Source organism: Plantactinospora mayteni (genome assembly GCF_016862935.1).
GTDB lineage: Bacteria > Actinomycetota > Actinomycetes > Mycobacteriales > Micromonosporaceae > Plantactinospora > Plantactinospora mayteni.
Genome location: NZ_BONX01000046.1, coordinates 14,096 through 35,678, shown reverse-complemented (window position 1 = coordinate 35,678; position 21,583 = coordinate 14,096). Strand labels below are relative to the sequence as shown.

Genomic DNA, 21,583 nt, shown 5'->3' with positions numbered 1-21,583 from the left:
CTCGGTGTGAGGCCACTACATCAGGTAAATAGCAGGATCTTCGGGGGGTTAGGCGCGGCCGTTGCGGCCCTTGGCTGTTTGGGCGGTGTGGGGGGTGGTGGTTACCTGGACTGGGGCGATCGGCTCGTCGTCGAGCTGGGAGACCCAGCCGGTGACGTCCCTGGCCACGTCCTGCGCGGTCAGTCCCAGGTCGGCGAGGATCTGCGCCCGGGTGCCGTGCGGCTGCCAGACCGGTGGCACGCCGAGGTCGCGTACCGGCACCCGCAGGTCGGCGTCGCGCAGCGCCTTGGCCAGCGCGTCACCGACCCCACCGGCGCGTACGCCGTCCTCGACGGTGACCACCAGCCGGTGGCTGCCGGCCAGCGTGACCAGCTCCGGCGGGACCGGCCGGACCCAGCGCGGGTCCACCACCGTCACGCCGTAGCCCTGCTCGGCGACCCGGGCGGCCACCTCGACGCCGAGCTTCCCGAACGCACCGACCGCGACCAGCAGGACGTCGGTACGGGCAGATTCGGCGAGTACGTCCACGCCGCCGGAGACCGAGTCGGTGGCGGTGATCCGGCGCACCGCCGGCAGGTCGGCGACGACGGAACCGGTCGGGAAGCGCAGGATGGTCGGCCCGTCCTCCACGGCGACCGCCTCGCGCAGCTCCGCCCGCAGGGTCGCGGCGTCCCGGGGGGCGGCGATCCGCAGCCCGGGCACCACCCCGAAGACGGACATGTCCCAGATGCCGTAGTGGCTCGGCCCGTCCGGGCCGGTGATCCCGGCCCGGTCCAGCACGAACGTCACCGGGAGCTTGTGCATCGCGACGTCGAGCAGCACCTGGTCGAAGGCGCGGTTCAGGAAGGTCGCGTAGACGGCCACCACCGGGTGCAGGCCGCCCATGGCCAGGCCGGCGGCCGAGGTGGCCGCGTGCTGCTCGGCGATGCCGACGTCGTAGACCCGATTCGGGTATTTCCGGGCCAGCGCGGCGATCCCGGTCGGCTCGGCCATCGCGGCGGTGATGCCGACCACGTCCGGCCGCTCGTCGGCGATCGCGACCAGCTCGTCGGCGAAGACCTGCGTCCACTTCACCGACGGCGCGGCCAGCAGCTTGCCGGTCTCCACGTCGAAGGCGCTCGGGCTGTGCAGGCAGTCGGCGTCGTCCTCCTCGGCCGGGCGGTAACCCAGACCCTTGCGGGTCACCGCGTGCACGATCACCGGCCCGCCGAAGCCCTTGGCCCGGCGCAGCGCCGACTCCATCGCGGCCACGTCGTGCCCGTCGACCGGGCCCAGGTATTTGATGCCGAGGTCCTCGAACATCGCCTGCGGGGCGACCGCGTCCTTGACGCCCTTCTTGACCGCGTGCAGCACCTCGTACATCGGCTTGCCGACCAGCGGGGTGGAGCCGAGCGCCTCCTTGACGACGTCCAGCACCTTCTCGTAGCCGGGGTTGAGCCGCAGCGTGGCCAGGTGGTCGGCCAGGCCGCCGATCGTCGGCGCGTACGACCGGCCGTTGTCGTTGACCACGATGACCAGCGGGTTGCGGGCGGCGGCGATGTTGTTCAGCGCCTCCCAGCACATGCCGCCGGTCAGCGCCCCGTCGCCGACCACCGCCACGACGTTGCGCGACTCGCCGCGCAGCGCGTATGCCTTGGCCAGCCCGTCCGCATAGGAGAGCGCGGTCGAGGCGTGCGAGTTCTCGACCAGGTCGTGCTCGCTCTCCGCCCGGCTCGGGTAACCCGACAGGCCACCGCGCTGCTTGAGCTGGTCGAAGCCCTCCTGCCGCCCGGTGAGCATCTTGTGCACGTACGCCTGGTGGCCGGTGTCGAACAGGAAGCGGTCCCGGGGCGAGTCGAAGACCCGGTGCATGGCCAGGGTCAGCTCGACCACCCCGAGGTTCGGGCCGAGGTGCCCGCCCGTCCGGGACACCTTCGCGACCAGGAAGTCCCGGATCTCGGCGGCGAGCAACGCCAGCTCCTCGGCGGACATCCGCTTGACGTCCTGCGGCCCACGGACCGCGCCCAACAGCCGTCCGGCGGACGTCTCCGGCTCCTCCACCGTCATGCCGTCACCTCGCCGCGCTCGGCAGGGGTATCGGGCCGCACGGCGCTGGGCTGGCTGATTCGCTCCCTACACAGGCTCATAGCCGCAGAGTCTATCGGTGCCGGGCCGGCCCGCAGCCGGGCCGCCGAACCAGTGCCACGGATCGCACCGGGCTGTCCGGGTCGGAAGCGGTTGGGTGCGGCAACCGGCGAGCCCGGGTAGCCGATGCCGGGCGCTTCGGCCGGCGAACCGCTTCGCCGGCCGGTACCGGGCGGTTGGCGATCGGCAGAGTCCCGTTGACCGGACGGCGGAAGCGTCGCGGACAGTCGACGACTCCGCACCGCGAGTGGCGGGCAGGGGCTCCGCCGAACGAACGAAAAATCGGGCAGATGCCGCCAACGGCCGTAGCATGGCCGGTAACCCGACCCTCCCCTAAGGTCTCGACATGTCGCCTGCTGGCTCCCGTCCCGACCGGTCCACCGGCCGTGCCCGAACCACCCCGACATCCGGCCGGTACGCCACCGGCCAGCTCCTCGCGGTCGGCATCGTACTGCTGATCGCGCTGCCGCTGCTGCCACTGATTCTGCTGATCATCGCCTGGATCCGGCTCCGCGACCGGGCCGCCGCCCGGGCCGCCCGCCGGGATACGGAGGCGGTCCACACCCCGCCCCGGTCCGCCCTGCACGCCACCCCCTGAACCCGCGGCTGATCCCCTGATTTCCACGCCGGGATCTGTGTTGCCCGCCCACCCCGGATCCCGCAGAGTTGCCGGAACCACCGATGGGTGGATGGCAGCACAGATCACGGGGAGGCAGCATGTCCGACTTCAACGTCCGTACGGCGAACCTGACGGCCGTCAACTCGCTGACGAAATACCCGCCCATCCCGACCTATCACTCGCTCGACCCGCGCAACGGTGGGCTGCTCGACGAGACCGTCGCCTTCGCTGGCCGGGTCCTGCTGACCGAGAAAGTCGACGGCTGCCTGCCGTATACGACACGAATCTCGATGGCTGACGGCACCCGTAGGATTCTCGGCTCCCTCCGCGCCGGCGACGAGGTCCTGGGCGTCGACGAAAGCGGCTCGGTGATAGCCACCCCGATACTCCAGACCTTCAACAACGGCAAGGCCGAGACGTGGATGAGGATCAAGGGTCGCCGGCTTGGGGCGGGGCGGGGAAGCGCGTTCTTCTCGGTCACCTGTACGCCGAATCACCGGTTCTGGTCACCGGATCGAAGCGAGTACATTCCGGCTGAAAAGATGAGCGTCGGTGACGAAGTGTCCCTCCTACGGAGTGAACTCGACCTCTCTCCGTGCCAATTTTCGGTGTTGCTCGGCAAACTGCTCGGCGACGGCCACCTCCATCGCGCCGCATCAGGTAGCTCGGCGGTTGTGTGGGGCCATCGCCAACCCGATGCGGAGTACGTGGCCTGGACCCAACGGGCCATTGGTGATCTTGCGAGCGAAGCCGTACGCAACCTCACCAGCGGCTACGGCAGCACAATTGTGTCCGGCCGGTCCACGTTCCACCCGTGCATCACAGAGCACTTTGGCGACATGACCGACTCGGGTGAGAAGCGCGTGCCCGAGTGGGTGGCTGACGCACTCGACCCGATCGCCCTGGCATTCTGGTACATGGACGATGGCTCGCTGATGACCAGCCCGGACCAGGAAGATCGGGCGACCTTCTCGACGAATGGCTTCAACGAGCGCGACTGCGCGGTGCTGCTACGGGGCCTCGCACGACTCGGCGTCAACGGTGAGCTGATGCGTGACGGCCGCGGGTATCTGACCATCCGCCTCAACGTCACCGCCGCCGAGCGGCTGTTTCTCCTCGTCGCACCCTATGTGCCGCCGGCGATGCAGCGAAAGCTGCCGGAACGGTACCGTGGGCACGAAGGGTGGCTTCCACCGGCCGGGATGCGGTTCAAGCCTCCGATCGTGAACCAGGTGATCGAGGAGATCGAATTCGACGTCGAAGGCGTCCGCTCGACCCGCCGCGACATCGAGACGGGCACCCACAACTTCTTCGCCAACGGCGTTCTCGTCCATAACTCCAACGGTCGGATCGTCTCGCTGCCGGACGGCAGTTACCTGATCGGCAGCCGCGAGGAGCTGCTCTACGCCCGGGGCGACCTGATCGGCAACCCGGCGCTCGGCATCGTCGAGGCGCTCCGCCCGATCGCCGACCGGCTGCCCCCGGTCGACCGGGACGCGATCGTGGTGCACTACCTGGAGGTCTACGGCGGCAAGGTGACCGCCGCGTCGAAGCACTACACCGACTCCCGTACGGTGGGTGCCCGGCTCTTCGACGTGGTCGTGCTGGACGACTACGCCGAGCTGCTGGACTGGCCGGTCGAGCGGATCTCGTCCTGGCGGGAGTCGGCGGGTCAGCCGTTCCTCGCCGAGCCGGAGCTGCTGGCCCGGGCCGAGGCAGCCGGGCTGCCGACGGTGCCCCGGCTCGGCACGGTCGACGCCGCCGAGCTGCCGACCGACCTGGAGAAGACCCACCGACTCCTCGCCGAGCTCCTGCCGGCGACGACGGTGGCCCTGGACGGTACGCCGGGCCGGGCCGAGGGCATCGTGCTGCGCTCGGAGACCCGGTCGGCGATCGCGAAGGCGCGGTTCCAGGACTACGAGCGGACCCTGAAGCGCCGCCGTACCGGCCGCTGAGGCGCGGGCACACCGGCCGCTGAGGCGCGGGCACACCGGCCGCTGGGCGCAGCCACATCGGCCGCTGAGGCGCGGGCGCACCGGCCGCTGAGGCAGCGGCGGAGGTCGACTCCACTCCGGGTGTCGACCTCCGCCGCCGGCCGGACTCAGCCCTCCGCCGCCGCCGGCCGGACTCAGCCCTCCGCCGCCGCCGGCCGGACTCAGCCCTCCGCCGCCCTCCGGCTCAAGCCCTCCGCCGCCGGGCGGGCTCAGTCCTCGGCGGGCAGCAGCAGCGCCACCAGTTCCACGTGCTGGGTCATCGGGAAGAGGTCGTAGCCGCGCAGTGCGGCGAGCCGCCAGCCCGCCTCCCGGAACGTCCGGGCGTCCCGGGCGAAGGCGGCCGGGTCGCAGGCCACGTAGGCCACCGCCCGGGTGGTGGCCGCGGCGACCGCCCGGACCACCTCGGCACCGGCTCCGGCGCGTGGCGGGTCCAGCACCACCAGGTCGACCGGTCCGACGATCCGGCGGCGGCGCAGCGCCGGGCCGACCGACGCCCGGACCACCTCGATCTGCGGCAGGTCGCCCAGGTTGTCCCGGGCGGCCTCGACCGCCGGCTCGGCCGACTCGACCAGGGTGATCCGGCCGGCCGGACCGACCCGGTCGGCCAGCGCCGCCGCGAACAGCCCGGCACCGCCGTAGAGATCCCAGGCGGACTCGCCGGGCCGCGGCGCCAGCAGATCGAGTACGGCCGCCGCCAGCGTCTCCGCCGCCGCCGGATGTACCTGCCAGAACGCCTCCGGCGGCAGCCGCCACGTCCGGCCGACCGCCACCTCCCGGACCCGCCCCGCCGTACCGTTCCCGACCGCCCGCTCCGACCGGTGCCCCGGCCCGCCAGCGCCCTGACCCAGCCCAGCGCCCTGACCCAGCCCAGCGGCACCGTCGCCGGCCGGGCCGCCCGCACCCTGGCCGGAGGCGCCCTCCATCGGGTCGGCACCGCCACCGACCGGGCCACCGGAGTGCGGAACGGCGACGGGCAGGCCGCCAGCAGGCGGAACGCCGACGGAAGGAACGGCGATGTCGCCCAGGTCGCCGCCGACGGATACGCCCGTGGCACGCCGCTCACGTACGGTCAGGTCGCCGGCCGAGGAGGCGACCACCTCCACCAGGTCGGCGTCGGGCCAGCGCCGACCGCTGGGTGCCAGTACCGGCAGTTCCTGGATCGCCGGGCGGGCGATCCGGCACCGGTCGATCGGGACCACCTCGTGCGACCGGTGCTTGAGAAGTCCGGCCCGGCCGGCGGCGTCCACCGCGTACCGGACCCGGGAGCGCCAGCCGAGCGGGCCGCCGGGTAGCTCGTCGACCCGGACGTCCAACTCGGTGATCTCCTCCGGGGTCAGTCCGGCCAGCCGGCGTAGCTGCTCGACTACCACCTCGGCCTTCCAGTGTCGCTGTGCCGCCGGTGCCACGTGCTGGAGGTCGCAGCCGCCGCACCGGTCCGGCCCCGCCCAGGGGCACGGCGGGACGACCCGGTCCGGCGAGGCGTCGAGTACGGTCACCGCGTCCGCCCGCAGGAAGTCCCGGCGTACCTCGGTGATCTCGGCGACCACCCGCTCACCCGGCAGCGCGTGCCGGACGAAGACCACCTGCCCGTCCAGCCGGGCCACGCAGTGCCCGCCGTGCGCCACCGGGCCGACGGTCAACTCGACCCGCTCTGCCTCGCCCGGACCTGCCCCGGACACCCGGGACCGCTCGCCGATGCTCATCGGGGACCGGCGGTGTCGCGGCCGGGGCCGGGCGGGGGCTCGTCCAGGTCGGTACCGGTCAGCGGGGGCGGCGGTGCCGGCGCGGCGGCGGTGTTCGACGGCGGGCGCGGCCCGAGCAGCCCGCCGACGGTGGCACCGCCGCGCGGCCCCCGGGCCGGTCCGCGACTGAGCGTGGCGTCGAACCGGTCCAGGTTCTTCCGGGCGGTCGAGGCGAGCTGCCACGGCACGCTGGTCACCATCACCCCGGGCTCGAAGAGCAGTCGACCCTTGATCCGCAGCGCGCTCTGGTTGTGCAGCAGGTTCTCCCACCAGTGCCCGACGACGTACTCCGGGATGAAGACCGTGACCACGTCGCGCGGCGACTCCCGGCGGGCCGACGCGACGAAGTCGAGGATCGGCCGGGTGATCTCCCGGTACGGCGAGTCGATCACGGTCAGCGGGACGGTCACCCCGTGCCGTTCCCACTCCGCCTGCACCGCCCGGGTGTCCGCCTCGTCGACGTTCACGGTCAGCGCGGTCAGGGTGTCCGGCCGGGTCGCCTGGGCGTAGGCGACCGCCCGCAGGGTCGGCTGGTGCACCTTGCTGACCAGCACGATCGCGTGGTTGCGGGCCGGCAGCACCGGACGCCCCTCGGCCGGGGTCAGCTCGGCGGCGATCCGGTCGTAGTGCCGGCGGATGCCGAGCATCATGGCGTAGATCACCGCCATCGCGGCAATGGCGATCCAGGCGCCGAGCAGGAACTTGGTGATCAGGACGACCACCAGTACCGCCCCGGTCAGGCCCATCCCGAAGGCGTTGATGGCCCGGGACCGGATCATGCGGCGCCGCACCACCGGATCCCGCTCGGTACGCAGCAGCCGGTTCCAGTGCCGGATCATCCCGGCCTGGGAGAGCGTGAACGAGACGAAGACGCCGACGATGTAGAGCTGGATCAGCCGGGTCACCTCGGCCTGGAAGGCGACGATCAGCAGGATCGCGGTGACCGCGAGGAAGACGATGCCGTTGGAGAACGCCAGCCGGTCGCCCCGGGTGTGCAGTTGCCGGGGCAGGTAGCGGTCCTGGGCCAGGATCGAGCCGAGCACCGGGAAGCCGTTGAACGCGGTGTTGGCGGCCAGGAAGAGGATCAGCGCGGTCGCGCCGGCCACCACGAAGAGCAGCACCCCGTTGCCGAAGATCGCCTCGCCGAGCTGCACGGTCACGGTCTTCTGCACGTAGCCGGCCGGGCCGTGTTCGAGCTGCCGGACCGGGTCCTCCATGAACTGGAGGCCGGTCAGCCGGGACAGCCAGATGATTCCCATGATCATCACGATCGCCACCGAGCCGAGCAGCAACAGCGTGGTGGCGGCGTTGCGGCTCTTCGGCGGCTTGAACGCGGGTACGCCGTTGGAGATCGCCTCCACCCCGGTCAGCGCGGCGCAGCCGGAGGAGAAGGCCCGGAGCAGCAGGAAGGCCATCGCGAAGGCGGTCAGGTTGGCGTGCTCGGCGCTGACCACCAGGTCGGCGCTCGGCGCCCGGAGGTCGTGGCCGAGGACGAAGACCCGGACCAGCCCGGTGAGGATCATCCCGATGATGACGATCATGAAGCCGTAGGTCGGGATCGCGAACGCGGTGCCCGACTCCCGCAGCCCGCGCAGGTTGATCGCGGTCAGCACGACCACCGCGGTCACCGCGACCCCGACCCGGTGCTCGGAGACGAACGGCAGCACCGACCCGAGGTTGGCCACCCCGGAGGAGACCGAGACCGCGACGGTCAGCACGTAGTCGACCAGCAGCGCGCTGGCCACCCCGACGCCGAACTTCGGCCCGAGGTTGACCGTGGCCACCTCGTAGTCGCCGCCGCCGGAGGGGTAGGCGTGCACGTTCTGCCGGTAGCTCGCCACCACGGTGAGCATCACCACCACGACGGCCAGCGCGACCCACGGCGAGAAGAGGTACGCCGAGGCGCCGGCGATCGACAGCGTCAGCAGGATCTCGTCCGGGGCGTACGCCACGCTGGAGAGCGCGTCGGAGGCGAACACCGGCAGCGCGATGCGCTTCGGCAGCAGGGTGTGCTGCAACTTGTCGGACCGGAACGGTCGGCCCAGCAGCAGGCGCTTGACTAACGAGGTGGGACTGGCCACAACCGCTAAGGGTACGGGTGCCGGATTCGCCCGGCCGGCCGGTGCGGCCGATCTTCCCGGTGAGCCGGCTAACACGACGGCCGGGGCGACGGGTCACCGGACCAGGAGTTCCGGGTCGGTCCGGGCCGTGCGGAGATCGCGGTACGACCGGCAGGACGCCGCTACGAGGGGCACCGCAGCCGGGACAGCGCCTTCGTCGACCCCTTCCCTGCCGGAGATCCCGCGACGCGGGGAGGTCGGGCGGCACGGGTGGGGGGCCGGATGGCTACGCTCATGGTGACATCACCCCACCGGACGGGTCGGTCCCGCGGTGACCCGGAAGGACTTGCCGTGCACGTCGTGATCATGGGCTGTGGACGGGTCGGTTCGACCCTCGCGCACAACCTGGAGGCGCGCGGCCACTCGGTGGCCGTCATCGACCAGGACTCGGACGCGTTCCGCCGGCTCGGCCCGGACTTCGGCGGGGTCACCGTCACCGGGGCCGGGTTCGACGCGGAGGTGCTCCGGCAGGCCGGCGTCGAGCGGGCCGACGGCTTCGCCGCCGTCTCCAGCGGCGACAACTCCAACATCATCTCGGCCCGGTTGGCCCGCGAGACGTACGGCGTCTCCCGGGTGGTGGCCCGGATCTACGACTCCAAGCGGGCCCAGGTCTACGAGCGGCTCGGCATCCCGACCGTGGCCACGGTCCGGTGGACCGCCGACCGGATCGTCCGGCATCTGGTGCCGGAGGGCCACGTGGAGATCTTCCGCGACCCGACCAGCACCGTCTCGGTCATCGAGGTACCGGTGCACGACGACTGGATCGGCCGACCGCTACGCGGGCTGGAGGAGGCGACCGGCGCCCGGGTCGGATATCTGACCCGGTTCGGCATCGCCGCCCTGCCGACCGCGTCCAGCGTGCTCCAGGAGGGCGACCAGGTCTCCATGCTGGTCACCGACGACATCGCCGACCAGGTGACGACGGTGGCGGGTTCGCCGCCGGAAGGAGGGCGCTGACATGCGGGTCGCCATCGCCGGCGCCGGCAACGTGGGCCGCTCGATCGCCCAGGAGCTGATCGAGAACGGGCACCAGGTGATGCTGATCGAGCGGAAGCCGAAGATGCTCCGCCCGGAGCGGGTACCGGCCGCCGAGTGGATACTCGCCGACGCCTGCGAGCTGGCCAGCCTCGAGGAGGCCGACCTGGCGAGCTGCGACGTGGTGGTGGCCGCCACCGGCGACGACAAGGTCAACCTGGTGGTCTCGCTGCTGGCCAAGACGGAGTTCGCGGTCGCCCGGGTGGTCGCCCGGATCAACCGGGCCGAGAACGAGTGGCTCTTCACCGACCAGTGGGGGGTCGACGTGGCGGTCAGCAAGCCACGGGTGATGGCGGCGCTGGTCGAGGAGGCGGTCACCGTCGGCGACCTGGTCCGGCTGATGACGTTCCGGCAGGGCGAGGCGAACCTGGTCGAGATCACCCTGCCGCCGACCGCACCGTACGTCGGGCATCCGATCCACTCCGTGCCGCTGCCCCGGGACTCGGCGCTGACCGCCATCCTGCGCGGCAAGCGGGTGCTGGTGCCGAGCCCCGACGACCCGCTGGAGGCCGGCGACGAGCTGATCTTCGTGTGCACCGCAGAGGTCGAGGACGACGTCCGCAAGGTGATCCTGGGCCCGGACAGCGTCGAACGGACCCGAGGCAGCAGCGCCTGACGGCCGCCGCCGGAACCAATCGGACAGTTCCCTCCCGACGGCGCTCGGCCAGCCGCCAGAGCCGATCAGCCGGAGCCCTGCCGGCGGCGGCCAGCCAGCCGCCAGAGCCGATCGGTTCAGAGCCAAGCCGGCGGCGCTCAGCCAGCCCTCGGAGCCGATCCGGCCGGAGCCCTGCTTGCGCGGCGGTCAGCCGCCCAGCGGGGCAGGCACGGTCGGCACCCGGTTCACCCGGCGTACCGCCCAGATGGTGATCACCAGCAGCAGCGCGTACGGCGGATAGCCGAGCAGCAGCCGGGCGATGCCCAGCGCCGTTTCCATTTCGGCCAGGTAGAGCCCGGCCTGCACACCCACCTTGGCCAGCCACACCACACCCCACAGCACGGTGAGCCGGGTGAAGGTGCGGACCAGCCGGGGATCCTGCCGCCACTCCGACCGGCCACCGGCGGCGATGATCGACCAGATCCAGCCGACCAGTGGCTGGCGGATCACCGCCGAGCCGAGCAGCACCAGCCCGTAGACGATGCCGTAGAGGATGCCGGGCAGGTAGAAGTTCCGTTCGTCACCGGTACGCCAGGCGATCATGGCGCCGATTCCGATCCCGACCAGGCCGTTGACGGCGTGCCGGACCGGTCGCCGCTGGACGAGCCGGACGACCGCGATCAGCACCGCGACCGCCATCGAGGCGATCAGCGCGGGACGCAGTTCGGTGATGATGTTGACCACGACGAAGACGATCACGGGGATGCTGGACTCGACCATCCCCCGCCAGCCGCCGAGCTGCTCGGCCATCTGCTCGGTAAGACTGGGGAGCGGTTCCTCCTCCTCGGTTCGGCCGGCCGTCGGGTCGCTGCCCGGGCTGTCGGTGCGGGGCTGTCCAGCGGTCATCTGCGTGTCTTCCGGTCGCGGCCGGATTCGCCGCCGTCCGTGCTCACCGCGGCGACTCCAGCTCGTAGTACGGGTTGTAGATGACTTTACGGTCATCCCGTACCGCCATGCGACCGCGCGCGGTCAATTGCCGACCCGGCTCGATCCCGGAGATGTGCCGGCGCCCCAGCCAGACCAGGGTCACGATGTCGCTGCCGTCGTAGAGGTCCGCCTCCAGGGTCGGCAGGTTCGTCCGGGGGGTGTAGACCACGGTGCGGAGCCGGCCGGAGACCGACACCAACTGGCCCCGGCTGCACTGCCCGGCCGGGGTGCTGCCGCACTCGGCGCTCTCCCGGAGCAGCTCCTCCGCCTCGATCTCGGCCTCGCTCGCGGTCAGCCGTTGCAGGAAGCCCCGCCACGAGACTCGGCCCTGGTCGGTCGCCATGACCCGGTGTCACCCTCCTCGACGCGCCGCCCCGGCACGTGCTCGACACGACTCCGTGAAGCCGTCCCGCAAGCGTACGCCGGTTCGGCACGTCTACGCCGGCCACCCGCTGGCGCACAGGTCAGGAGCGGTCCGCTCACGTCAGGTCAGGAGCGGTCCGCTCACCGGCGGTTGCCCTCGACCACCCGCCACCGGCGCCCGGACCTGCGCCCCCGACCGGCGGCCCGGTCAGGAGCCGTCCGGGCGGCGGGGTCGCGGTTCGGAGCGGTGTGGGTGCTGGTGGCCCGAGACCACGCCGTTGACCGGCGCGTCGGAACCGCCGTGGTCCGGCTGCGACTCGGCCGGGGCGGCCGCCTCGCGGGGCAGCCGCAGCGGCAGCGGCTCGCGGACCGGCTTGGCCTCCTGCCCCCGGTCGACCACCAGCCCATTCAGGCACTCGGTGAGCGTTTCCGCCGCCGCCAGGTCGCTGGCGGCACGGCCCTGGAAGACGCCCTGGATCATCCAGCGCGGCCCGTCGACGCCGACGAACCGCAGGTCCGCGACGCCGCCGTCCGGGGTACGGACCCGGGCCCGCAGTTCGGTGCCGTACTCGCCGTCCACCTCCTCGGCCACCACCCCGTCGGCCGCCAGCGAGGTGCGGATCTCCTCCCGCCACTCCGACCAGATGCCCTCGGTACGCGGCGCCGCGAAGACCCCCAACTGGAGGGCGCTCTCGCCGTGCACCAGGACGACCTGCTGGATCACCCCGTCCGGATTGGCCTGGACGCGCACCTCCACGTCCTGGACGGCCGGGATGTGCAGGCTGCCCAGGTCGAGCCGCTGCGCCTCCGGCGGCGCGTCGCCGATGTCGTACGGCCCGTGCCTGGGCCCGTCGGGCTCGGCCGCGGCGGCGAGGTCCTGGGTGTCGGCCGACTGCCGACCGGAGCGCTCGTCGCGGGAGTGGCGCCCGCCGCGTCCTCGGGAGAAGATCATCGTGCTTACCTGCTACCTTCCGTTTCCGGCTGCCGGATGGGCGGATCTGACTCGCATTGTCGGCCACGGCGTACGGCGACAGCCGACCCGGGCACCTCTTTCCGGCCGGTTCACCGGTTGTCCGTCCCCTCGACCCGCTCGACCCGCTCGACCCGCCCGCCCGGGTGGTCGGCGGTGACCAGGCCGGCGTGCCCGCCGGTCGAGCCGTGCCCGCCCGCGCCCCGGGCGGAGTCGGGCAACTCGTCGACGGGCAGGAACTCCACCCGCTCCACCCGCTGCACCAGCAACTGCGCGATCCGGTCGCCCCGGGAGATCTTCGCCGGGGAGACCCGGTCGTGGTTGACCAGGTTGACCAGGATCTCGCCCCGGTAACCGGCGTCGACCGTACCGGGCGCGTTCAGCACGGTCACACCGAGCCTGGCCGCCAGCCCCGACCGTGGATGGACCAGCCCGACATAGCCGGCGGGCAGCGCCAGCGCGACGCCGGTCCGGACCAGCCGCCACTGGCCGGGCGGGATCTCGACCTCCTCGGCGGCGACCAGGTCGGCGCCGGCGTCGCCGGGATGGGCGTACGCCGGCAGCGGCAGGTCGGAATCGAGTCGCCGGACGGGTACGGGCAGCACGTGCGTCACGCTCTCACTCTCCTGGCAGGTTCGCGGATCCACCGGTGCTGCCCCCATCCTGCCGGGTCGACCGGCCGCATCGGGCCGTACCCTTCCAGCGTGGCCCCGACAAGTTCCGAGCCCGCCGTCGTACCGACCCGTGCCGGGTACGCCGAGCGGCTGACCCTGCCCTGGTGGCTCTGGCTGGCCGGGACCGCCGCCGCCGGGTTGCTGGCCACCGAACTCTGGCTCGGTTCCACCGGCGTACGCTCCTGGCTGCCGTTCGTACTCCTACTCCCGTTGGCCGTAGCCGGCCTCGGCTGGCTCGGCCGGATCCGAATCGCCGTACGCGACGGCGAACTCCTGGTCGACGACGCCCGGCTGCCGGTGCGGTTCGTCGCCGACGCGATCCCGCTGGACGCCGAGGGCCGGCGCGAGGTGCTCGGGGTCGGTGCCGACCCGCTGGCGTTCGTGGTGCAGCGCCCGTGGGTGCCCGGGGCGGTGCAGGTGGTCCTCGACGACCCGGCCGACCCGACGCCCTACTGGGTGGTCAGCTCCCGCCACCCGGTACGCCTGGCCGAGGCGATCCTCGCGGCCCGCGACCCGAACTGACCCGGCCCGACATCCCGGGTAGGTGCCTGGTCGCCCCGGCGCGATCCGGCCCGATCCGGCGCGACCGCCAGGGTCGCTCGGTCATCCGTCGAGCGCCTTGGGGCCCTGGCGGAGGTCCTCCCGGACCCGGTCGCCGAGTCCCCGGGTGGCCCGGCCGTTCAGGAAACCGGCCACCACCGCGCCGGTCAGGAACGGCCCGAGGGTGGTCAGGTTGCGGCCGAATCGCCGCAGCAGCCGGTCCCGCAGCTCCCGGCGGGCCGCCGTACCGAGTACCGCGCCGACGCCGACCCCGGGCAGCAGCGGATTGACCCCGCGCTGGGCGGCCCAGGAGCGGATCAGGGTGACCGCACGCTGGCTGGTGCCGCCCGGCAGCCGCACGCCGTACGCCTCGTGCAGTTCGCCGATCAGCTTGAGTTCGATGGCGACCACCGCGACGGTCTCGGCGGCCAGCAGCACCGGTGCCGAGAGCAGGGTCGGGGTGACCGCCCACTCCACCGCAGCGACCCCGCCACCGGCCGCGCCCACCCCGGCGGTGGCCCGTACGGCGTTGCGGATCAGCCGGTCGGCCAGCGCGTCCCCGTCGAGACCGTCGAAGTGCCGGAGCAGGGTCTCCCGGTCCCGCACCGGGATGTGCGGCGCGATCTCCGCCACCGTGTCGGTGAGCCAGCGGACCGCCGTCTTCGGCTTGAACAGGTTGCCGGGTCGCCCGGTCCGCACCTGGCTGACCAGCCGGCCGAGCAGCCGTCGCCGACGGGACTGGTTCAGCTCGTCGGCGGTGAGTGCGGCGACGGTCGACCTCAACTCGTCGTCGCGGTGCGCCAACTCCCCGCCCGACCAGGTATCGGCCGCCGCGTCCGGGTCGGCGGGCAGGTCCGGGTCGGTGGGCACGGCCGAGGTCGTATCGCCGACCAGCGCGGCGTACCCGTCCTGGTCGCCCGACCCCGACGAGACAGCGCCGCCCGGTCCGGGCAAGACAGCGTCAGCCGGTCCCGGCGAGGCAGCGCCGCCCGATCCCGGCGAGACAGTGTCAGCCGGTCCCGGCGAGGCAGCGTCGGACGGCCGGTCGGAGCGGCTCATCATGACCTCCAGCGCGTGTCGTCGGTTGGGCGTGCCAGCACGCGCATCGAGTCAAGCAGTTGCCCGCCAACCCCGCATGTCGAATCACGCGCGGCGACCCCCAGCCGTGGAGGTCGCCGCTCCCCCCGTCCCGGAAGACTCACCCGGTTACCGCCGGACCGGCTCCCCTGCCCGGGAAGGCCGCTCCGGCCGCGGCGGTCAGGCGCACTCGCGGCAGATCAGCTCACCGTTGCGCTCCACCGCGAGCTGGCTGCGGTGGTGCACCAGGAAGCAGCGCGCGCAGCGGAACTCGTCCGACTGCATCGGCAGCACCTTCACGGTGAGCTCCTCGTCGGCCAGGTCGGCACCGGGCAGCTCGAAGCTCTCGGCGACCTCGGCCTCGTCGACGTCCACTGCGGCCGACTGTGAGTCGACCCGCCGAGCCTTGAGCTCTTCCAGGCTGTCCTCGCCGAGGTCGACCTCGTCGCGACGCGGGGCGTCGTAGTCGGTGGCCATCGGTCTCACTCTCCCATATCGATATAGTCGCTTCCGGTTGTAACGCCGGAGGACGCTGTTTCGGTTCCCGCTGGCCGGCCATCACTTCCGGTCGCCCGACCCGGCGCACGTTCCGGGTCGTGGCCGCCGGACGGAACTCCCCCGGCGAGCGGGGTACCTTACCCCCCTTCGGGCGAGGCATGTATACCGTCCCTGCGGCATGCATGTACGTCCGAGCGCGCGGAGTTGTTCCCAATGTGACTCAGGCGACACGAAGATAGGGGTAGTGGTCGGCCGATCGTCGTCGGCGCGCCGACAAACCTGGCGGATTCAGCACCCGGTCGGACAACGGCTAGCGTCACCGGCATACTCGATAGCCACGGCGGCCCGTCGGTCGGCCGGCCGGCGTCTTCTCTTCCACACCAGCTTCGGGGAGCCAAGCAGATGAGTTTCGCGCGCGTCCGAGCCCTCCTCGTCGTCGGCGTGCTCGCGGTGATCGCCCTGGTGTTCGTCGCCGTCACCCTCGTCCGCGACACCCAGGCCGGCAAGGAGGCCGCCAGCCACTGCCAGGAAGGCGACAAGCTCGCCGACACCCGGTTGCGGCAGCCAAAGGACATCAAGATCAACGTCTACAACGCGACCGAGACGGCCGGCCTGGCCAACACGGTGAAGACCGACTTCCAGAACCGGCAGTTCCAGGTCCTCAAGGCCGGCAACGAGCCGAACAAGAAGGGCGTCGACGACGAAGTCGCGGTGCTGCGGTACGGGCCGAAGGGCGTCGGCTCGTACCACGTGCTCAGGGCGTACTTCCTGAACGAGGCGGAGCCGGAGTTCCAGCTCGACCGCGACAACGACGTGGTCGACGTCGTCATCGGCGGCGAGTTCAAGCAGCTGGCGACCATCACCGAGGTCAACCAGGCGCTGACCCAGCGCGACAGCGCGAGTACCCAGCTTCCGCCGCGGACCTGCGCCGACCCCGACCTGAGCTGACCGTCAGGGGCCGCCGGCCGCGTCGAGCCGGGCCAGGTGGTCGTGCAGCGGACCGAACAGGGCCGGTGGGGCCGCGATCACCAGGTCCGGCCCGGGGGCGGCACCGGCCAGCCCGTCGACCCGGAGCCCGGCCTCGGTGGCGACCAGCCCGCCGGCCGCGTGGTCCCAGAGGTTCAGGCCCTTCTCGTAGTAGCCGTCGACCAGTCCCTCGGCGGCCAGGCAGAGGTCGATCGAGGCGACACCGAACCGGCGGATGTCCCGGACGTACGGGATGAGCCGGTGCAGCACCCCGGCCTGGTGCGCCCGGCGCGCGGGGTCGTAGCCGAACCCGGTGGCCACCAGCGCCTGCCCGAGATCGGTCTCCACCGAGCCGTGCAGCCGCTGGCCGGCCCGGTAGGCGCCCCGGCCCCGGACGGCCGTCCACTCGTCCCCGGTGGCGGCGTTCCGGACCACTCCGGCGACCACCTCGCCGTCGACCTCGGCGGCCAGTGAGACGGCGTAGTGCGGCAGCCCGTAGAGGTAGTTCACGGTGCCGTCGATCGGGTCGAGGATCCACCGTACGCCGCTGCCGCCGGCCGGGCCGGCACCCTCGGCGTCGCCGTACTCCTCGCCCAGCACGGCGTCGCCGGGCCGTACCGCCCGCAGGGTCGCGACCGCCTGCCGCTCGACCGCCCGGTCCGCGGCCGTGACCACGTCGGTCACGGTGCTCTTGGTGGCCACCCCGGAAACTCCGTCGGCGCGCATCCGGCACGCGGTCTCCGCCGCCTCCCGGGCCACCTCGACCGCGATCTTCAGCAGCTCCTCCGGAGCCGGTGTCGTACCGTCCATGACGTCCCCTTCCCGCACGCCTGTGACGTCTCGCCCCTGGCGCGAGTATCATCCTTACAAAGTCAACACGCGCATCGGGTCGGTGGCCCCGGACCACGTCTCCGGCGTGCGGCGCGGGATGATCGCCGCAGACGGCGCTACAATTCACGCCTGCCCACGCGCCACGGACCGCCGAGCACCGGCCGGCCCGGGACACGGGGGTCCCTCAACCACATCGGCCCGACACAACGCATAGCGCTGCGCCGGCCGATCCCGGCCGTGCTCGCTCATCGCCTCCGGAAGGTCATTCGTGACAGAACCCCGCCACATCGGCGCCGACGTACGCTCGCTCACCGACACCCTGATCGCCCACGCGCAGAACGCTGGCGGCCAGCTCACGTCGGCCGAGCTGGCGCGTACGGTCGAGTCTGCTGAGGTGACTCCGGCCCAGGCCAAGAAGATCCTGCGTGCGCTCTCGGACGCGGGGGTCACCGTCGTGGTCGACGGCTCGGCGAGTACCCGTCGCCGGGTCGCCGCCGCCCGGTCCGCCACTCCCGCGTCGCGGGCGACCACCGCCAAGGCGACCAAGAAGTCGGCGCCGCCGGCCCCGAAGCAGGCCCCCGCCGCCGACGAGTCGGCCGGCGGGGCGCGCAAGCCGGCGGCCCGCAAGCCGGCGCTCGCGGCCGACGGGGCGACGCCGGCCGGTGCCGCCAAGCCGGCCGCGAAGGCCGCTGAGACGGCCGCCAAGGCTCCGGCGAAGGCCGGCCGGGCGGCGACCAAGGCCGCCGGCACCGGCCCGGCCAAGGCCGCCAAGGGCGCCGCCCCGACCAAGGGCGGCGATCCGGACGGTCCCGGCGAGGACATCGATCCGGAGGAGCTTGCCGCCGCGATCGAGGACGTGGTGGTCGAGGAGCCGGCCGAGCTGACCAAGGCCGCCGAGGCGGACGCCGCCGACGCCGCGACCGACAACGACTTCGAGTGGGACGACGAGGAGTCCGAGGCGCTCAAGCAGGCGCGCCGGGACGCCGAGCTGACCGCCTCGGCGGACTCGGTCCGGGCCTACCTCAAGCAGATCGGCAAGGTCCCGCTGCTCAACGCCGAGCAGGAGGTCGAACTCGCCAAGCGGATCGAGGCCGGGCTCTACGCCGCCGAGCGGCTGCGCGCCGCCGAGGAGGGCGAGGAGAAGCTCGTCCGCGAGATGCAGCGCGACCTGATGTGGATCTCCCGGGACGGCGAGCGGGCCAAGAACCACCTGCTGGAGGCGAACCTCCGGCTGGTGGTCTCGCTGGCCAAGCGCTACACGGGGCGGGGCATGGCGTTCCTCGACCTGATCCAGGAGGGCAACCTCGGCCTGATCCGCGCCGTCGAGAAGTTCGACTACACCAAGGGCTACAAGTTCTCCACCTACGCCACCTGGTGGATCCGACAGGCCATCACCCGAGCCATGGCCGACCAGGCCCGCACCATCCGCATCCCGGTACACATGGTCGAAGTGATCAACAAGCTGGGCCGGATCCAGCGCGAGCTACTCCAGGATCTGGGCCGCGAGCCCACGCCGGAGGAGCTGGCGAAGGAGATGGACATCACACCCGAGAAGGTACTGGAGATCCAGCAGTACGCCCGGGAGCCGATCTCGCTCGACCAGACCATCGGTGACGAGGGGGACAGCCAGCTCGGCGACTTCATCGAGGACTCCGAGGCGGTCGTCGCGGTCGACGCGGTCTCCTTCTCGCTGTTGCAGGACCAGCTCCAGCAGGTGCTCCAGACGCTCTCCGAGCGGGAGGCCGGCGTGGTGCGGCTGCGCTTCGGACTGACCGACGGGCAACCGCGCACCCTGGACGAGATCGGCCAGGTCTACGGCGTGACCCGCGAGCGGATCCGGCAGATCGAGTCCAAGACGATGTCGAAGCTGCGCCATCCGTCCCGTTCGCAGGTACTGCGGGACTATCTTGACTGACCCCAAAAGTCAACCAGTCGTGTCCATCTGATCACTACACGTACATCGGGCACATCGTGATCGGCTGGTTCCCCACTTGTGATCGTTGACGTGGCACCCTGGTGGCACGGCACACTGTCTCTACCACGTGTGACATCGGTCCCCCGGGGGCACACTGGGAAGGCCACACCCCACAAGGGTGTTGCACGATAGGTGAGCAATGACCGACGAGAGTGTTCATCGGTGACGACCGCAGGAGGAAGGCGATGACCCCGACCCTCACGCCGCCGCCCGAGACGGTGGCTCCCCCAGCCGCCGATGAACGGTGCGACCGCTGTAACGCCGCCGGCAAGCTTCGGATCACCCTCGCGGGTGGGAGCGAGCTGGTGTTCTGTGGGCATCACGCGAACAAGTACGCCGAGGATCTCGTGAAGATCACGGTCCGGTACGCGGTTGACCCCGAGTTCAGCTGGCGTGGCGCCGAGTTGATGGCGAACTAAACCAACAGGACATAGTTGACCGGAGGTGCCCCGAGTGGGCGCCTCCGGTCGTCTATTCCCCGACACCGCCGATTGCCGACAGAGCCGGCGATCGGCGGCAGGACGGTACGGGCCGCCGGCACCGCGTGGCCGGTGTCGCCCCGCGCCCCCGGCACCGCCCACAGCACCGGCACCGGCACCGGCACCGGCTTCACAGCGTCTGGACGGTGGCGATCCGCTCCTCGAGCTGTTCGATGGTGGCCTGTGCGCTGGGCGGACCGCCGCAGCGGCGGCGCAACTCCGCATGGATCTTTCCGTGTGGCAGCCCGGTCCGGTGGTGGTGCGCCGCGACCAGCGCGTTGAGCTGGCGGCGCAGGTTGACCCGCCGCTCCGCCGCGCTGAGCGGGCGGCTCTCCGGCCGGGGCGCCGGCACCGGCTCGGCGGTCTTCCGGCGGCGCTGCGCGGCCAACTGCTCGGCCTGGCGCTTGTTCAGCAGCACCGCGACCTGGTCGGCGGTGAGCAGGCCGGGCAGGCCGAGATATTCCTCCTCCTCCGGCGTACCCGCCTGGGCGGCGGTGCCGAAGGACGCCCCGTCGAAGATCACCTGGTCCAGCTCGGCGGTCGCGGAGAGCGCCTCGAACCGCTTCTCCAGTTCCCCGCTGGCCTGCTCGGTTCGCTGCGCCCGCTCCAGCAGGTCGTCGTCGAGCCCGTCGTCCCGCTTCGGCTCGCCCAGCACGTGGTCCCGCTCGACCTCCATCTCGCTGGCCAGCCCGAGCAGGTGCGGCACGCTGGGCAGGAAGACCGACGCCGTCTCGCCGGGCCGGCGGGCCCGGACGAACCGCCCGATCGCCTGGGCGAAGAAGAGCGGCGTGGAGGCGCTGGTCGCGTAGACGCCGACGGCCAGCCGGGGGATGTCGACCCCCTCGGAGACCATCCGGACCGCCACCATCCAGCGCTGCTCCGAGACGGTGAAGGCGGCGATCCGGGCCGAGGCGCCCTGGTCGTCGGAGAGCACCACCACCGCCCGCTCACCGGTGATCCGCTCGATCAGCCGGGCGTACGACCGGGCCGCCTGCTGGTCGGTGGCGATCACCAGACCCGCGGCGTCGGAGACCCCACCGGCTCGGAGCACCTGCAACCGGGCGTCGGCGGCCCGGAGTACCTGCGGCATCCAGTCCCCGGCCGGGTCCAGCGCGGTACGCCACGCCTGGGCGATCAGGTCCTGGGTCATCGGCTCGCCCAGCCGGGCGGCCAACTCGTCCCCGGCACTGGTCCGCCAGCGGGTCTCCCCCGAGTACGCCAGGAAGATCACCGGGCGGACGACACCGTCGGCGAGCGCGTCGGAGTAGCCGTACACGGAGTCGGCCCGGGAGCGTTGCAGGCCGTCGCCGCCCCGCTCGTACAGCACGAAGGGGATCGGGTTCTCGTCCGACCGGAACGGCGTACCGGTCAGCATCAGCCGGCGTACGGCGGGCTCGAAGGCCGCCTTGACCCCGTCGCCCCAGGATCGGGAGTCACCGGCGTGGTGGATCTCGTCGAGGATCACCAGGGTCCGTCGGGTCATCGTCCGGCGGCGGTGCACCTGCGGGGCGATGCCGACCTGGGCGTAGGTGACGACCGCACCGTGGAAGTCCGCCGAGGAGTGCAGATCGGCGTTGCGGAACGCGGCGTCGAGCTGGATGCCGACCCGGGCCGCCGCGTCGGCCCACTGGGTCTTCAGGTGCTCGGTCGGGGCGACCACCGTGACCGCCTCGACGGTGCCGTCGGCGAGCAGTTCGGCGGCGATCCGCAGCGCGAAGGTGGTCTTGCCGGCGCCGGGCGTGGCCACGGCCAGGAAGTCCTCGGAGCGGCGTCGCAGGTATTCCACCAACGCCTTACGCTGCCACGCCCGCAGCGCCGGAAACGACTCAAGAACCGGCAGTCGGGCTCCCACGCGAACACTCCCCTCCGACGGCCAGGTATCCGACCACACGAAAAACGCCTCCGCGACCGGACCGAGCGCGAAGGCCGTACCAGCATAACCAGCCGGCCCCGTCCGACCCAGGCGACACCGACGCCACAGCGGGCACAGTTGG

At 72.1% G+C, this 21,583-nt stretch carries 19 protein-coding genes; 8 read left to right on the top strand and 11 right to left on the bottom strand.

What is annotated here, in order from left to right; genetic code table 11:
• Positions 1–48: 48 nt before the first annotated feature.
• Positions 49–2,046, bottom strand: a complete 1,998-nt coding sequence (gene dxs, locus Pma05_RS30830) for a 1-deoxy-D-xylulose-5-phosphate synthase (protein ID WP_203861013.1) — start codon at positions 2,044–2,046, stop codon at positions 49–51.
• A 424-nt stretch (positions 2,047–2,470) separates the two neighbouring features.
• Here dxs and Pma05_RS30825 point away from each other — a divergent pair, with 424 nt between their 5' ends.
• Together Pma05_RS30825 and Pma05_RS30820 are read left to right on the top strand one after the other, a co-directional pair.
• Entirely contained in the window at positions 2,471–2,722 is a 252-nt protein-coding gene (locus Pma05_RS30825; protein ID WP_203861012.1) for a hypothetical protein, read from the top strand.
• Positions 2,723–2,841: 119 nt separating this feature from the next.
• Entirely contained in the window at positions 2,842–4,698 is a 1,857-nt protein-coding gene (locus tag Pma05_RS30820; protein WP_203861011.1) for an RNA ligase family protein, read from the top strand.
• A 248-nt stretch (positions 4,699–4,946) separates the two neighbouring features.
• Here the strand turns inward: Pma05_RS30820 and Pma05_RS30815 are convergent, their stop codons facing one another.
• Together Pma05_RS30815 and Pma05_RS30810 are read right to left on the bottom strand one after the other, a co-directional pair.
• The gene (locus tag Pma05_RS30815) at positions 4,947–6,440 is read right to left on the bottom strand and encodes a class I SAM-dependent RNA methyltransferase (protein ID WP_203861010.1); all 1,494 of its coding nucleotides are present in this window, start codon (positions 6,438–6,440) and stop codon (positions 4,947–4,949) included.
• Positions 6,437–8,560, bottom strand: coding sequence for an APC family permease (locus tag Pma05_RS30810; RefSeq protein ID WP_203861009.1), 2,124 nt, complete (start codon positions 8,558–8,560; stop codon positions 6,437–6,439). Before Pma05_RS30810 ends, Pma05_RS30815 begins: the two co-directional genes overlap by 4 nt.
• A gap of 330 nt (positions 8,561–8,890) precedes the next feature.
• Between Pma05_RS30810 and Pma05_RS30805 the strand changes: the two genes are divergently transcribed.
• Entirely contained in the window at positions 8,891–9,556 is a 666-nt protein-coding gene (locus Pma05_RS30805; protein ID WP_203861008.1) for a potassium channel family protein, read from the top strand.
• A 1-nt stretch (position 9,557) separates the two neighbouring features.
• On the top strand, positions 9,558–10,250 hold the full coding sequence (locus Pma05_RS30800; protein WP_203861007.1) for a potassium channel family protein: 693 nt from the start codon (positions 9,558–9,560) through the stop codon (positions 10,248–10,250).
• A gap of 186 nt (positions 10,251–10,436) precedes the next feature.
• Here Pma05_RS30800 and Pma05_RS30795 read toward each other — a convergent pair whose 3' ends face one another.
• The 4 genes from Pma05_RS30795 to dut form a co-directional block, all read right to left on the bottom strand.
• Positions 10,437–11,135 carry a DUF3159 domain-containing protein gene (locus Pma05_RS30795; protein ID WP_203861006.1) on the bottom strand — a complete coding sequence of 233 codons (699 nt, stop codon included), beginning with the start codon at positions 11,133–11,135 and terminating at the stop codon, positions 10,437–10,439.
• Positions 11,136–11,178: 43 nt separating this feature from the next.
• Entirely contained in the window at positions 11,179–11,559 is a 381-nt protein-coding gene (locus Pma05_RS30790; protein ID WP_203861005.1) for an OB-fold nucleic acid binding domain-containing protein, read from the bottom strand.
• A gap of 228 nt (positions 11,560–11,787) precedes the next feature.
• Complete coding sequence (locus Pma05_RS30785) at positions 11,788–12,531, bottom strand: DUF3710 domain-containing protein (protein WP_203861004.1); 744 nt, start codon at positions 12,529–12,531, stop codon at positions 11,788–11,790.
• Between the two features lie 110 nt (positions 12,532–12,641).
• Positions 12,642–13,211, bottom strand: a complete 570-nt coding sequence (gene dut / locus Pma05_RS30780; RefSeq protein WP_372441582.1) for a dUTP diphosphatase — start codon at positions 13,209–13,211, stop codon at positions 12,642–12,644.
• 42 nt (positions 13,212–13,253) lie between these two features.
• On the opposite strand from dut, the gene Pma05_RS30775 reads away from it, so the two are divergent.
• Positions 13,254–13,745 carry a DUF3093 domain-containing protein gene (locus tag Pma05_RS30775; protein ID WP_203861002.1) on the top strand — a complete coding sequence of 164 codons (492 nt, stop codon included), beginning with the start codon at positions 13,254–13,256 and terminating at the stop codon, positions 13,743–13,745.
• 81 nt (positions 13,746–13,826) lie between these two features.
• Here Pma05_RS30775 and Pma05_RS30770 read toward each other — a convergent pair whose 3' ends face one another.
• Positions 13,827–14,633 (bottom strand): hypothetical protein, encoded by an 807-nt coding sequence (locus Pma05_RS30770; protein WP_372441581.1) that lies wholly within the window; start codon positions 14,631–14,633, stop codon positions 13,827–13,829.
• A gap of 387 nt (positions 14,634–15,020) precedes the next feature.
• Positions 15,021–15,317, bottom strand: coding sequence for a DUF4193 domain-containing protein (locus Pma05_RS30765; protein ID WP_203861001.1), 297 nt, complete (start codon positions 15,315–15,317; stop codon positions 15,021–15,023).
• 423 nt (positions 15,318–15,740) lie between these two features.
• On the opposite strand from Pma05_RS30765, the gene Pma05_RS30760 reads away from it, so the two are divergent.
• Positions 15,741–16,286 (top strand): LytR C-terminal domain-containing protein, encoded by a 546-nt coding sequence (locus Pma05_RS30760; RefSeq protein WP_203861000.1) that lies wholly within the window; start codon positions 15,741–15,743, stop codon positions 16,284–16,286.
• Positions 16,287–16,289: 3 nt separating this feature from the next.
• Here Pma05_RS30760 and Pma05_RS30755 read toward each other — a convergent pair whose 3' ends face one another.
• Positions 16,290–17,114: an inositol monophosphatase family protein gene (locus Pma05_RS30755; RefSeq protein WP_203860999.1), complete on the bottom strand. Its 825-nt coding sequence runs from the start codon at positions 17,112–17,114 to the stop codon at positions 16,290–16,292.
• 289 nt (positions 17,115–17,403) lie between these two features.
• Here Pma05_RS30755 and Pma05_RS30750 point away from each other — a divergent pair, with 289 nt between their 5' ends.
• Positions 17,404–19,050 carry an RNA polymerase sigma factor gene (locus tag Pma05_RS30750; protein WP_203860998.1) on the top strand — a complete coding sequence of 549 codons (1,647 nt, stop codon included), beginning with the start codon at positions 17,404–17,406 and terminating at the stop codon, positions 19,048–19,050.
• 245 nt (positions 19,051–19,295) lie between these two features.
• Positions 19,296–19,529, top strand: coding sequence for a DUF7455 domain-containing protein (locus Pma05_RS30745; protein WP_203860997.1), 234 nt, complete (start codon positions 19,296–19,298; stop codon positions 19,527–19,529).
• Positions 19,530–19,719: 190 nt separating this feature from the next.
• Here Pma05_RS30745 and Pma05_RS30740 read toward each other — a convergent pair whose 3' ends face one another.
• Positions 19,720–21,441 carry a DEAD/DEAH box helicase gene (locus Pma05_RS30740; protein ID WP_203860996.1) on the bottom strand — a complete coding sequence of 574 codons (1,722 nt, stop codon included), beginning with the start codon at positions 21,439–21,441 and terminating at the stop codon, positions 19,720–19,722.
• Positions 21,442–21,583: the final 142 nt, after the last annotated feature.

Coding starts and splice junctions, on each gene's coding strand:
- dxs (WP_203861013.1), bottom strand. CDS start 2,046: ATGACGGTGGAGGAGCCGGAGACGTCCGCCGGACGGCTGTTGGGCGCG.
- Pma05_RS30825 (WP_203861012.1), top strand. CDS start 2,471: ATGTCGCCTGCTGGCTCCCGTCCCGACCGGTCCACCGGCCGTGCCCGA.
- Pma05_RS30820 (WP_203861011.1), top strand. CDS start 2,842: ATGTCCGACTTCAACGTCCGTACGGCGAACCTGACGGCCGTCAACTCG.
- Pma05_RS30815 (WP_203861010.1), bottom strand. CDS start 6,440: ATGAGCATCGGCGAGCGGTCCCGGGTGTCCGGGGCAGGTCCGGGCGAG.
- Pma05_RS30800 (WP_203861007.1), top strand. CDS start 9,558: ATGCGGGTCGCCATCGCCGGCGCCGGCAACGTGGGCCGCTCGATCGCC.
- Pma05_RS30795 (WP_203861006.1), bottom strand. CDS start 11,135: ATGACCGCTGGACAGCCCCGCACCGACAGCCCGGGCAGCGACCCGACG.
- Pma05_RS30790 (WP_203861005.1), bottom strand. CDS start 11,559: ATGGCGACCGACCAGGGCCGAGTCTCGTGGCGGGGCTTCCTGCAACGG.
- Pma05_RS30785 (WP_203861004.1), bottom strand. CDS start 12,531: ATGATCTTCTCCCGAGGACGCGGCGGGCGCCACTCCCGCGACGAGCGC.
- dut (WP_372441582.1), bottom strand. CDS start 13,211: ATGGGGGCAGCACCGGTGGATCCGCGAACCTGCCAGGAGAGTGAGAGC.
- Pma05_RS30765 (WP_203861001.1), bottom strand. CDS start 15,317: ATGGCCACCGACTACGACGCCCCGCGTCGCGACGAGGTCGACCTCGGC.
- Pma05_RS30760 (WP_203861000.1), top strand. CDS start 15,741: ATGAGTTTCGCGCGCGTCCGAGCCCTCCTCGTCGTCGGCGTGCTCGCG.
- Pma05_RS30755 (WP_203860999.1), bottom strand. CDS start 17,114: ATGGACGGTACGACACCGGCTCCGGAGGAGCTGCTGAAGATCGCGGTC.
- Pma05_RS30745 (WP_203860997.1), top strand. CDS start 19,296: ATGACCCCGACCCTCACGCCGCCGCCCGAGACGGTGGCTCCCCCAGCC.